The organism is Pseudoalteromonas sp. SR41-8, from assembly GCF_014163915.1.
GTDB lineage: Bacteria > Pseudomonadota > Gammaproteobacteria > Enterobacterales > Alteromonadaceae > Pseudoalteromonas > Pseudoalteromonas rhizosphaerae.
In genome coordinates this window covers 16,774-30,220 of record NZ_JACJEE010000017.1, presented here as the reverse complement: position 1 = coordinate 30,220, position 13,447 = coordinate 16,774, and the positions used below count along the sequence as shown (strand labels likewise).

At 38.4% G+C, this 13,447-nt stretch carries 6 protein-coding genes; 5 read left to right on the top strand and 1 reads right to left on the bottom strand.

Going from position 1 to position 13,447, the window contains the following annotated elements:
- From H5162_RS12745 to H5162_RS12725, 5 genes are all read left to right on the top strand, one after another.
- The coding region (locus H5162_RS12745; protein ID WP_182778692.1) for a M23 family metallopeptidase at positions 1–945 on the top strand (945 nt) is incomplete at its 5' end.
- Between the two features lie 772 nt (positions 946–1,717).
- Positions 1,718–4,162: a TerB N-terminal domain-containing protein gene (locus H5162_RS12740; RefSeq protein ID WP_259398229.1), complete on the top strand. Its 2,445-nt coding sequence runs from the start codon at positions 1,718–1,720 to the stop codon at positions 4,160–4,162.
- A 2-nt stretch (positions 4,163–4,164) separates the two neighbouring features.
- Positions 4,165–5,472: an ATP-binding protein gene (locus H5162_RS12735; protein ID WP_182778690.1), complete on the top strand. Its 1,308-nt coding sequence runs from the start codon at positions 4,165–4,167 to the stop codon at positions 5,470–5,472.
- On the top strand, positions 5,469–7,658 hold the full coding sequence (locus H5162_RS12730) for a DEAD/DEAH box helicase (RefSeq protein WP_182778689.1): 2,190 nt from the start codon (positions 5,469–5,471) through the stop codon (positions 7,656–7,658). Before H5162_RS12735 ends, H5162_RS12730 begins: the two co-directional genes overlap by 4 nt.
- 235 nt (positions 7,659–7,893) lie before the next feature.
- Positions 7,894–8,766 (top strand): alpha/beta fold hydrolase, encoded by an 873-nt coding sequence (locus H5162_RS12725; protein ID WP_182778688.1) that lies wholly within the window; start codon positions 7,894–7,896, stop codon positions 8,764–8,766.
- A gap of 1,154 nt (positions 8,767–9,920) precedes the next feature.
- On the opposite strand, the gene H5162_RS12720 is transcribed toward H5162_RS12725, so the two are convergent.
- Positions 9,921–13,373, bottom strand: coding sequence for a hypothetical protein (locus H5162_RS12720; protein WP_182778686.1), 3,453 nt, complete (start codon positions 13,371–13,373; stop codon positions 9,921–9,923).
- Positions 13,374–13,447: the final 74 nt, after the last annotated feature.

Below are 13,447 nucleotides of genomic sequence, written 5' to 3'. Positions count from 1 at the left end.
GACCAAACAGTTGTAGAAGGAAGTGAAGTCAGCCTTGAAGGTGAAGCATCAGATAGTGATGGAAGCATAGTCTCCTATGAGTGGCTCCAACTATCATCAGACGATATTGTTACTATTAATAACTCTGATAAAGCAAAAGCTTCATTTGATGCTCCAGATGTAGAGGAAGAAGTTGAAATTACCTTTCAACTAACAGTTACAGATAATGATGGGTTACATAGTGAAGATACTATTAGAGTGATTGTAACTCCGACCCCTGAAGATGTTCTCTCAAAACTAATGTGGCCAATTGAATGCGAGCCAGAAATAGATTGTGGTATTGGTCATGCAGATATAGATGGAGATGGAGTATCATATAACTGCGAACTACCTGGCTACCAGGGACACGAAGGTATGGATATACATTTAATTGATAAACCCAACATGACAAAGTGGGAGCAGATGGATAATGGGGTAAGTGTATTAGCCGCACAGGAAGGGATAGTACTATGGGCTTTTGATCATGAAAATGCTTTTGATAAATGTACTGAAAATAGCGAGGTCGCTGAATGTAATGCTCCTTCTGAACCACCTGGCCCTAACGTTTCGAGTGGGTACGCAGTTTGTACTGATTTAGGGAATTATTGTGCAGGTGGTATTGATCAGTGTTATTGGTGTTTTGATGGAAAAAATGTTGTCGTAATTAAGCATGAAGGTGAGGTTTTTGCTACTCGTTATGACCATCTAAAAAGTGGATCTGTTTTGGTAGAAAAAGGGGACTTTGTTTCCAGAGGGCAAAAAATAGCAGAGGTTGGAAGTGCTGGCCGTTCAACTGAGCCGCACCTGCATTTTGAAGTATGGGAAACAGATTATTACTCACTTGGAGAGCCATTTGCTGGTATATGTGGGCCTAATTTCGAAAATACTCTATGGAATGCTAATAAATTTCCTTGGTTTGTTAAATAGTATTATTTCTAAAGATGTAAACTCGTGTATCTAGAACAATTAACTTCGACGAGAACTCAGTAGGAAGATTGGATTGCGTTTTGCCTTTACCACCTTTTTTGAATGGTTATATATGATACATAGCAGCCTACTAAAGTAAGCTGTATTCGTATGGGGTTAGCTTTTTACAGTTTGCGTTAGGTAACTTTATGCCATTATATGCTTTAATATTATGCCAAGTTACACTTCACTTGTGCCGCTGTAGCTCAATGAAATCGAATGTGGCTATGTCAACTTACACTTCAAACAACATTGGGTGTTGTAAATTTCCCCTTTAAATTATCTAAAACTTACTAAGCCTCTTCTTTTTAATAATACATATTTTGCTTTTTGTAATAATAATTTAGTTATTCCTGTGTCATTTATCAGGCCTGAAAGACAGCAACCACAGGTTGTTATTTAAAGCTTGAATACAACTCTCTACTCAGCTTACCTATATTTTAATCCGCTCCATGTTTGAGTATTTAAGTAATGAATCATATTCTGAAACTTTAGAGTCAGAAAGGATTTAGATTCTATTTGTTTGGCATTTCACTATTGATGAGCAAGCTATTCTTTAGTAACAGTTTAAACTGTTTATATAAGTTTAATTAAATACGACTTTATTGTCGGATTCGTAATTATTAGTATTATTTGGGAATAGTTTTATACATTATTGAATTGTTTAGTAGTATGTAACTACTTAAAAAATCATCAAAGGAAAATGGTGTTAACCATTTTAAAAGGATTTTGTATGGAAGTTGTTTATATAATTGCGATTTTTGTATTTCTAGTATGGTACATAGTAAGCTCAAAAAAGGCTAAAAATAAGGAGCTTAGATCAGCAAAAAAAGCACAGCTAAATTCAAATTTAGGCAGTGATGCACAAGTAAATAAACTAACTAATTTGCCTACGGTTCACATAAAACAGCATAAACCTAGCAAGCTGCAGCCTTATGGTGAGCCAGTTATTGCTGAAAACCAATCAAATAGCTTTAAAAGTACTCCAGAGGCGCCTAATTTAGGGGAGCCTACTATTTCTTCATTCAATAAGTTTGATACTCAAAGGTCCAGCCCAATTATAGAAAATGCTCAGAGTGGAACACATTCTGAAGATGATTTAGCCACATTTAATATTTTTGAGGGCGCAGAGCCTCAAAATATAAGCATTAAAAGTACAAGAAAAGCTCAGTGGCTTGATAAGAAAAAAGAAACTGTTATACATAAGCGTAAGTTAACAGGGTTTATTTACCTAGGTGAGCAGATGGAGTCTCTTAGGGGTTATGATCCTGAGCCTGCGCTATTAAACCCCGTTTTACCCGCATCAACACCTTTAGGTCATCAGCTCGGTTATTACACTGATGATTCACTTGGCTACTGGCCAAGTTATAACAGGCTTTCTAGACAATGTAGAGGTGCCTATCTTGATTGGTTAGCCACTGATAGAAGCGCAGTCAATACCCCAATAGGATTTGTGTTTTTGTACTTTTATGGACTTGAAAGATTTGTTACTGAAAATGGCAAAGATGATAAAGTTGCTGACGGACAATTTTCAGACATTTTTGATGAAGTACTACGTTTGCACAAGGTGTTTGTTTCTAGTCGCTCTTTTGCTGGTTACTCAGCAAACTTTTTGGAGTTTATGTATTTACTTAAACCTGAATTATTTAAAAGTAAAGAATATATATTACCCACAACACGACATTCACTACTTTTTAAATTGCGCTTGGCAGAACAAGTTGTAGCCACAGAAAGAGTGAATGATGAGTTAGCACTTGAGTGGATTAAAAATACAGACCAATACAATTTAAAAACCGCAGCTAGGCGCTGCGATATAGAGTTTGATTCACTTTTTAAACTTTACTACAAGCAAAAATTCCCTGAGGGAATGCAAGTAAAGCCCAATAAAACCAAATTAAACGCAGAGTACTTTGCCGCCAGCGGTGGTATCCCTAGTATTAAAATTTTACTCGACGGTTTGCCTGATCCGAGCATATTAAAAGCACCTATAAAAAAGCTTATTCCAATAGCAGAGAAAGTCACTGAGGAGCTAGCTAGTTATAGCCGTTACTTAGCCAAGGCAGATACCAGTAAAGATGACTTAGCTGCATTAATGCTACTGCCTCGTTCCATTGCTAGTAGTCAACCGTCACCATTAATCGAAAAGTTTAAAGCGTGGGCTAAGGCTATCATTTTAGAAAATGAAGGGGTAACAGATGTATCTGAATTTTGGTTGCAAACAGGCTTACCAACACCAAAAGCGATAAATAAAAAAGAAGGTGAGCTCATTTATAACTTAGCGAACTTTGCTGATATTGGTATTGCGCCTGACTTACGTTACCACCATGCAAAACCCAAATTAGATGGCAAACTTGTACTATTTACTCCAGGGCATGATGACGAATTCATCCCTAGTCATGCGTTTAACCAAGTTGGTGTCGCACTACGTTTAGGTGCTATTGTTGCAAATATAGATGGGGTTGTGGATGAGTCAGAAAGTTCTGAGCTAGTAAAGCTAATTACTCATGATGAAAAATTAACGGATACAGAAAAGCGATCTCTAAAGGCTTATCTTACATGGCGACTGGTTACACCATCAGATAATACGGGTTTAAAAAATAGACTTAATAATTTAGGTGTAAAAGAAATAGAATTTGTGAAACGGTTTATTCTGTCTATTGCGCTCGCTGATGGCAAAGTCGATAGCAAAGAAGTAAAGCAAATCGAAAAGCTCTACACAAATTTAGGATTGGATAAAGAGTCTGTCACGAGCGATATTCATCAGCTTACTACAAGTAGTCACCAGCCAGCGCCACGTAGTCAAAGCTCATCAGAGTTTAGCTTAGATGAAACGATTTTAGCACTTCATGAAAGCCAAACAACAGAAGCTAAAAACATGCTGGAACAGATCTTTACCTCAGATGAAGATGAAAGCGATTATATTGAAGTCCCAGAGCTGACAAACGAAGTTGATGGATTAGATCAGGCTCATAGTCAGTTGTTTGAAAAGCTATGCGCTAAAGCGCAATGGGACCGCGAAGAGGTAGCCCAAATGTGTAGTGATCTAAAATTAATGGTTGATGGTGCAATAGAAACCATTAATGATTGGTCATTTGATTTAGTGGATGCACCAGTAATTGAAGACGACGGTGACATATACATTGATGAAGAAATAGTCGAAGAAATAAGGGAGTTATAACAATGGCAGCAAAAAAAATTAGAGCAAAAGAGCGCGATGCAATTATACAGTCTCTTAAATCGGGTGTTACTCCAAAAGTCGGCATACAGCATATACAAGTTGGCCGTGGTAATGAACTTAAAGCGCTCATTAAAGATATAGACAGAGTGACAGATGGCGGTTCAGCTTTTCGGTTAATTATTGGCGAATACGGCTCAGGTAAAACATTCTTTTTAAGTGTTGTAAGAGCGATCGCATTAGAGCGAAAGCTAGTTACTGTTAATGCAGATTTATCTCCCGACCGTCGTATTCATGCATCATCAGGACAAGCCAGAAATTTGTATTCTGAGTTAATGAGAAATATGTCTACTCGTAATAAGCCAGATGGCAATGCATTGACCAATGTGGTTGAAAAGTTTATTACCGAAGCACGGAAAGAAGCCGATAACACAAGCAAAGAAATAACGACAGTGATCCACGAAAGGCTTGCGTCACTCTCTGAGCTTGTAGGTGGCTACGACTTTGCAAAAGTTATCGAAGCATACTGGACAGGCCATGAAACAGATAACGAGCAACTTAAAAACAACGCTGTGAAATGGTTAAGAGCAGAATATGTAACAAAAACAGATGCTCGCAAAGAGCTTGGTATAAGAAGTATTATTTCTGATGCGTCGTTTTATGACTCTCTAAAGCTTATGAGTTTATTTGTAAGGCAAGCTGGCTACGAAGGTTTAATAGTTAACCTAGATGAAATGGTAAATTTATACAAACTCAATAGCACCCAAGCACGAGTATCAAATTACGAGCAGCTTTTAAGAATACTCAACGACTGCTTACAAGGAACGGCTGAATACTTAGGGTTTTTACTGGGTGGTACACCCGAGTTTTTACTTGACCCAAGAAAAGGATTATATAGTTATGAGGCGCTACAATCACGTCTATCTGGCAACACATTTGCAAAACAAGCTGGTGTGATAGATTACTCATCTCCTGCATTACATTTGGCAAGTTTAACTCCAGAAGAGTTATTCATATTACTTAAAAACCTGAGACATGTTTTTGCATCAGGTGACGAAACGCAATATTTAGTACCAGATGATTCCTTGAAAGCATTTTTAGTCCATTGTAGTAAAACAATTGGAGACGCTTATTTCAGAACACCTAGAAATACGATTAAAGCGTTTTTAGATATGCTTGCCGTAATTGATCAAAACCCAAGTATATCGTGGGACAGCTTGATAGAAAATGTTGATATATTGGAGGATAAACCTTCCGATGTAGAGCTAGACATAGAATCTGAAGATGATGAGCTAGCTGACTTTAAATTATGATCGACGCACACGAAAAGCTCGATTTTCGCATTCAGCAATGGATTTTTAAACAAGGCTGGGGTCAACTTAGAGAGATACAATGTTTAGCAATTGAGCCTATTCTTTCAGGCAGTACTGATGTGCTTATTAGTGCCTCTACTGCCGCAGGTAAAACCGAAGCATTTTTTTTACCTGCAATAAGTAGTATCACAGATGATGTAAGAGGTGTGGGCATTCTATATATTAGCCCCCTCAAGGCGTTAATAAACGATCAAGACCGAAGACTAGAAAGCTTGTCAGATTTGTTAAACATACAAATTACGCCTTGGCATGGTGATAGCCCTCAAGGTAGAAAAAATAAGTTGAAACGAAATCCATCTGGCATCGTGTTAATAACGCCAGAGTCCCTAGAGTCATTGTTAATAAGAGACAGTGGCTGGGTAAAATCTGCTTTTCAGAATTTAAAGCATATAGTTGTAGACGAATTTCACGCATTTATTGGTACAGAGCGTGGCCATCACTTGTTGAGCTTACTACATCGCTTAGAGCATCTGCTAGGCCGTGTAAACACGCCAATACCAAGAACGGCTTTAAGTGCCACTTTAGGTGACTTAGAAAGTGTCCCAGCATCTTTAAGACCCAATAAATCACTGCCTTGTAAAATAATAAAGCAAACGCAATCTTCATCATCGTTAAAAATGCAAGTGAAGGGATACATTGAAAGCGCTGTAGTAACAGAAGAAACGGTTACTGCGGAGCAAAGCGTATGTAATGATTTATATGGCCTTTGCCGTGGTGGAAACCACCTAGTGTTTGCAAACAGCAGAAGTCGCACTGAAAGCATTGCGACCACTCTTGCAGAGATGTGTGAGAGTAACAATGTGCCTAACGAGTTTTTTCCACATCACGGCTCGTTAGCCAAAGAAATGCGAGAAACACTTGAGGCTAGGCTTCAGCAAGATCAAATTCCAACAACAGCAGTGTGTACAATGACTTTGGAATTAGGCATTGATATAGGTAAAGTTAACTCTGTTGTGCAAGTTACTGCGCCGCATTCTATAGCAAGTTTACGGCAGCGAATGGGTCGTTCAGGCAGGCGTGGTGGCGCTAGTATTTTGCGAATGCTGATAACTGAAGCTGCCCTTACAGAGCAATCAAGTATTGCAGATAAACTGCGGCTTGAATTGGTTCAATCGCTAGCGATGATACGGTTATTAGTTGCAAGTAAGTGGTACGAACCTGCAGATACTTCGCTCTATCACTTTTCAACATTACTTCATCAAGTCTTAGCGTTCATCGCGCAATGGGGCGGAGTACGGGCAGATCAAATCTACGTAATACTTTGCAAAGATGGACCATTCCAACAAGTTACTGTTACGCACTTTAAGAGTTTGCTATCCCATATGGGAAAAGTAGAGCTTATTACCCAGCTAGGAAGTGGTGAACTCGTTTTAGGCCACATAGGTGAAAAAGTAACAAATCATTATACGTTTTATGCCGTTTTTAAGACACCTGAAGAATTTAGAATAGTGACTGGCAGTAAAACACTAGGGACATTACCCGTAGACAGCCTTATTTTAGAAGGTCAACATATTATATTTGCAGGCAAGCGTTGGGTTGTTGAGTTGGTTGATGCTGACAAAAAAGTAATCTCTGTTAAACATGCAAAAGGAGGTAAACCGCCTAAATTTGGTGGTTCAGGGATGGATGTACATGATGTAGTAAGGCAGGAAATGCATAAAATTCTGAAAAAAGGCGATTACAGAATTCAAGTTGGTGAACAAAAAATTGAATTTGGTAATGTTGTTGCTCAATCACTTTTCAGAGAAGCGGTCGATTTCTTTCAATCAGCAAACCTTAAAAGCACACACTTTATACAGCATGGTAATACGGTCGTTATTCTGCCTTGGGCCGGAGATAAAGTTGTAAATACACTTGTTGCTGTACTTATCAACAAGGGTTTTGGTGCTGGTGCATTTGCAGGCGTTATAGAAGTTGAAAAAGCCTTTGTCGACGATGTTATTGAGGCACTTAAAAGCTTTCAAAATAATGAAACCGCATCAGCAATCGACTTAGCTGAAGCAATTGCAGAAGAAGCCATTGATAAGTTTGATGAGTATTTACCACAAGATTTACTCACACAAGGATATGCCGCTAAAGCATTTGATGTCGAGAAGGCAAGGGTATTAGTTAAAGAATTACTCTAAAGTAATCTTGCCTTATAAAACTTGTTTTTGGTAACAGCAAGGAAATAAAAGGACAGACAAAAATTTTTGCAATATTTACTTTTAGATAAAATAGAAGTAACCGATTGAATCAAAATAGGAACTCAGCTATGGTTAATGCATCAATAAAAATAAATTAAAACGAGTTAATCTACAGGCTCGTTATGTTTTAAGTGCTAAATTTTACTTCTAAATTAGCTATATAAGGGATTTTATAATGAAAACTGGACTTTTATTTCTATTATTTATCGTAGCCTTTGGCGTATCTGCAAAAGACGTCATTAAACCAAGTGTTTCAGGCTTGTATCAAGTAGATAAAGTGAACCTTTTTATTGAATGTTATGGTGAAGCCTCCCCTTCAATAATTATCAATGCTGGCTTTGGTGGTACGGTTGAAGACGGAAACTGGAAGAAGGTAATACAATCACTTCACAAAAAAAATAGAGTGTGTATTTATGACAGAGCCAACTTGGGGAAAAGTGATAAATCGCAAGGCCATTATGATCTAGGCACTATTGTTGAGCATCAAAATGTATTGTTACAAAGGGCTGGAATTCAGCCTCCTTACGTAATGGTTGGACACTCTTATGGCTCATATCCTATTAAGTTATTTAATCACCTTTACCCTGAAAAGGTCAGCGCCATTTTACTTGTAGATCCTTCATTGTATGGCCAATTTAGAAGCCATATAAAAAAGTGGGATGCAAAAAATGACACATATGATGCTGATACCAAGACGAATATGGAAGCTGAACTTGCTAGCTGGCATGGTGCTCCTGATAATCTAGAAAAAATTAATATGAGAACTAGTTCAACGTTCATTCAGCAAAGCGACGATTTTGGTGACACACCTTATGTATTACTTTGGAACAGAGACGCAATTTGGGTGCCTGCAAATCAAACTCCAGATAACTGGCATCCAGCAGTCTGGGAGCGTATTAAAAAGTCTTATTCTACCGAATTAAATAAGATGCAGACTTTATCTAAAGATACCAAAATTACATTTGCAACAACTCCAGAGCATTACATACAAAAACATGAACCAGAGATTGTTATCGCAGAGATTAATTATTTATTGAATAAACTTTGAAATGAGTAAGCAAAACATAACAAGCGCCTTAACTCCAACAATGTTAAGTTGTCATGGTTTTGGCAAACAACGCAAAGTCATGCCAACACATTATGTAATGGTCTAATTGGACTGATTTATATCTTTTTAGTAGGATTAATTAGAGTTGTTAAACGCGATAAAGATGGCTTAAGGCGCATTAAATGGGTGTTTATAAACCTTGTACTATTTAGCTTGTCCATATATCTCTATGTTAATCAATCCTTTCTAAAGTTTGGTGATATTACTGCGGCAAGTATTTGCTTGGCTTTTTTATCAGGGATTTTGCCAATAACACTTTTATTTTCTTTATGGATTTCTTTAAGAGGAAAGTTGCAAAGTAAGTTAATAAAATTGGATATTGCATCGATCATGATGTCTATACAATTTTGTTTAGTATTGGCTGCTTGGGGGCAGATATCCACTATATTTTGGCAATAAATTGAAGCGCTTTAACACATATGAGCCTTAACTCTATCAATAGGCACTAGTATTCTTTTTGACCGTTCTTATAAATTGACGGTCAATTCTAAATCAACTCTAATTCAATAAACAAATTCGTTTACTTCGTCTGTTGATGGGGCAGTTAAGCAAGTAGCTTACGGCAAACACATATAGGCGCGTTACGCAGTAATCGATTATTGCGAGCTCATCGCAGCCAGGTTTTTTCCATATCCTTTTGGGGTCGCTGGGGCACTACGACTAAATGGATTTAGAAGGTAGAGCGAAGCAGGATGCCAGAGCCGAGACATTCATCGGTTAACCTCATCATGGCACTATTCAAGGCGGCTGGTTTCATTATTGGTAAAAGCATGAGCAGTTGACCTTGCGCGGACAAACGAAAGTGAATGCACAATTATCCTGACACAGGGTGCACCACAGCATCTAACATGCACTTTTTATTAGTAGGAAGTGCAATGGGCGGTTCATCTCCCATACAAAATGTGTTTATTGTTTTCAAAAAATAATTATGGTGGGTGTCAATGTATTTCAATGTTGGCCAAAACTAGTCGATCGTTACATGGTTAGTGCCTTACTGATATGGGCCGCATATCAGCAAAGCAAAATTTTTCATGGCATTACAATATAGGAATTAAACCTCAGAGGCTCTAGTTGCAAACCTCTGAGGTAGTTTATTAAGGGTTTACTGCCTCAGAGAAGCGTGACATTTCACTTACGTTGAGTGTACCTTGTTTACTATAGATGCCTACTTGGCGTTTATCTAAGTCATAAAGCCTAAAGGTTAGTGCTCTAAAATCATTGATATATGCGGTACCAAAGCCACTTTCTGGTTGTAAAAGAAGATCCACGGTTACCCCTTGTTGTAAATTGATAGGAACAGTAACTTGTGAGTCGATTCGACTTTCTGAAGTAGGTGCAGATTGCTCACCCAGTACCGCAGGTAATGCTGCTGCCCTGAATTCATCAGCTAGAAGGTAAGCTAAGCTGTTGTCTGAGCCATCGTCATTATGAAGATCAATAAACTGTATAAAGGCTGTTTTCCCTATGAACTCTTCAACATCCCAGGTTGCCCATTGCATTGTTAGTTTATTATTCTCATCGGGTTGTGTATTTTTACCAGATTGGCTACGTACAACTTTACCGTCCACTATAAGCACAACTGCAGTTGCTTTAGGGTGGTCAAACTGATTTGAACCCCCACCTATCTTGAAATTAATATATTGCTGTGAGATTACAAATGACGGGCTATCCATTTTTCCTGTTGCTGAGTAACCTATCCACCCTAATGCAGTTCCATCTTCATCATAGCCATCTGCAAAGCTGGAAAAAACTCGTTCGCCAACGTTGTTGTTTACATCGGCCCCCCACCAACCTCCATCTAGTTTAGAGAAGTCTCCAGTTAGATTATTAAAACCGTGGGCTTGGAGGGTGTTATAACCGCCGCAGCAAAATTCAAAACCAGCTATATGCTGAGTCAGGTCTGCCTCTCGATTGAATAGAGGTTTGCCTTCTAGTTCAGGTGTGAGGGTGATGTTAGAGTTTGATTGAGTAAGTGAATCGCCGAAGTAAAAAGTAGCTGTTTCTGTGGCTGTGTTTATTTCTATACTAGCCGTTTGCGTAGTCTCTTCATAAGCGGGAAATATCAGACCAAATCGGTTGTCGGTATCTTCACTCGAAATACTAAAGTGAAGACGGTTGATTTTATTGTTACTACCTAGTAATACTTGATCACCTGGTGAGACTAATAGTGAATTATCATTATTGGTTTGTGCTGATTGGGTTTGTGCATTTTCATCTATTGGTGTTGCTAATGCGCTTAAGTATTGCTCGGGAATTGATACCGCTAGTTCTCCCGATTCTGTCATTGATACTTGATGAATTGCTAAGTCACCACCAAAATCAGCACTGCCTATATTTGAGCGGGTATTTTTATGGGCGACCCAACCAAACATCAGGGTTTGAGTAGGGGAGCTTGCAGTTCTTCCTGCGTAGTAAAATTCTCCATCTAGTGAAGGGTATCGACCAGGTACCCATGTGTCTTCATTCTTTACTAAATATTTTACATCGCGCTCATTATTATTTTGATCAGAGTAAATTATTGCTTGTCCGTTATTGAAGCTCACCCAATCAGGAACCTCAAAGTTAAGTGGTTTGTTTGCAGTATAAATCGGCTCTTGCGCTTCCCAAGTTTTGAGATCGCTCGAAGTATAAAGAGCAATAGCTGCATCTGCGTTATATCGACTAGTTAATAACATCCAATAGTTGTTGCTTTGTTCGTTATAAAAAACGTCAGGATCACGAAAGTCAAAGTCGCTATATGATCCTGTACCACTGAATGTGCTATTAACTTGTTTTTCCCATTTAGTCAGCGTGTTATCTGTTGCTTTTGCATGCATAACAGCTTCGACAGGAGAAAAATCGAGATTGTGTCCTGAGTAAAATAAATGAGCTACATTGTCTTTATCTTTAATAATACTACCAGATCCGGTCCATTGGTCTTGTGTTTGTGCATCTCCCGTCGCTTCTAGAACACGTTGTGGGAATGTACCATTAATTAGATCTGTGGTTCGGGTTAGATACCAATCATGAAATGCGGTATCAATTAAATAATAAATATAAAACTCACCGTTTAAAAATACAGGGTTAGGGTCAGCCATCGTTAATGGTAAAGGTATCGTGTGTTGATCCAGTTGGGTGACAATACTTTCACTCGACGGGTCAACGGCTGCATACTCTGATAATTTAAATTCATCAGCCATAATAAATGCATGTGCAGTTTCGTCTGCAGTGTCATCCTGATCAATGATTTCAATAACAGCTGTTTCACCGATTAAGCTATTAACATCCCAAGTAAACCAATCGAGCTTATCTGATTGCCCGTTACCTGTGGCATGCCTGACAATTTTGCCATTTATTCGCAGGACAATTGCTGTCGCTTTTTCAGTATCAAATGGGTTTGTCCCACCACCAATTAGAAAGTTTACATAGTCATGTGTAATCGTGAATGGGGGCGAAGAAAGTGTGCCGGTAGCTTCGTTACCAATCCAGCCTAATTGGCTCCCATCTGCTAAAAAACCATCGGCGCGGCTAGAAAAAACTCTCTCACCAACATGGTTTGTGATGTCTGCAGCCCACCAACCACCATCTAATTTGGCCATATCGCCAGTTGCTCTAAAGTCATGGTTTGCGTAGGTATTAAACTTACCGCAACAAAATTCAAAACCCGCAATATTTTGCTCAGCATTTGATACACGAGTGAATGCGGATTGGCCAGTACTAGCAGGTGCGGTGGTTTTTTTTATTTTCTTTATCAACTTACTATTTTGACTAGGAACTTTGGCTGCACTGTCGGCTTGGCGAATTTCGTCGACTAATAAATATGGTAAGTCAGTATCTGAATTATCATCAGCATGATGGTCAATAAATTTAATTTGCCCTTCTTGAGAGCTAAACTCGCTGACATCCCATGTTTGCCAGTCAACTTGCATTGCAGTATTGCTTCCACTTGCTTGACGAACTATCTTATTATCAACAACAAGTGCAATTGCGGTTGTATTTGCGTCTGTTATGCCATTATTGCCACCACCAATTAAAAAATTGATATAGTTTGATTGTATTGTAAATTTAGGACTTATCATCGAACCTGTAGCGGAAAAGCCTAGTTGCCCAAGTGCTTCACCTTCTAAATCAAAGCCATCCGCAAAGCTCGAAAATACGCGCTCACCTAAATGACCTGAAATATCTGCAGCCCAAAAACCACCATCAAATTTAGAAAAATCACCTGTTAATTTATCAAACCCATGAGCTTGAAAGGTGTTATTACCACCACAACAAAACTCAAAGCCAGATAGTACTTGCTCTGTATTTTCAGGGTTGTAAAATAATGGTTGACCTTCGCTTTCAGGGTTGGAAGTTATTGGAATGTCATCTGTATTTGGTTCATCATCACTGTCGCTTTCATCTTTATTAATAACGTCAGCAGCGGTTTGTCCTTCTTCTAGAATGATCAGTTTGTAATCATCTTCTTGTTGGTTTTTGTGATCACCAGAGCAGGCTGTCGTTAAAGATATAAGTAACGCGAGCCCCGTTTTTTTCCAGCAAAGTGCTATGTCTTGCTTTGTTTTCATGCTTATTCCTCCACAACTATTATTGTTGTGTTTGTGTGTGTTTAAGTTATTGAATGTATTGATTAAAAACTTCA